This window comes from Pseudomonas sp. EL_65y_Pfl1_R83 (assembly GCF_963970695.1).
GTDB lineage: Bacteria > Pseudomonadota > Gammaproteobacteria > Pseudomonadales > Pseudomonadaceae > Aquipseudomonas > Aquipseudomonas tritici.
This window is the reverse complement of record NZ_CAXAQI010000544.1, coordinates 1-255: the sequence shown is the minus strand read 5'-3', so window position 1 is coordinate 255 and position 255 is coordinate 1. Positions and strand designations below refer to the sequence as shown.

1 pseudogene is annotated in these 255 nt (G+C 56.1%); it reads left to right on the top strand.

Features of this window, described 5'->3' with window-relative positions:
- A pseudogene (locus tag AACY08_RS30255) lies at positions 1–255 on the top strand (IS3 family transposase); the annotation flags it as partial.

Sequence of the window (255 nt, the reverse complement as noted above, 5' to 3'; positions counted from 1 at the left end):
TTGAGCGGGAAAAATCGATCTTAAAAAAGGCTACCGCGCTCTTGATGTCGGAAGATCTCGAGCGTTCGCGCTGATTGACCAGTTGAGCATCCACGAGCCGGTTGATTGGCTGTGCAAGGTGTTTGAAGTGACCCGCTCGTGCTACTACGCTCGGCATCTCAGGCGCCGCACACCGGATGTAGAACGCCTTCGATTGCGCAGTCGGGTGAACGAGTTGTTCACCCAAGGCCGCAGTGCTCCAGGTAGCCGTAGCAT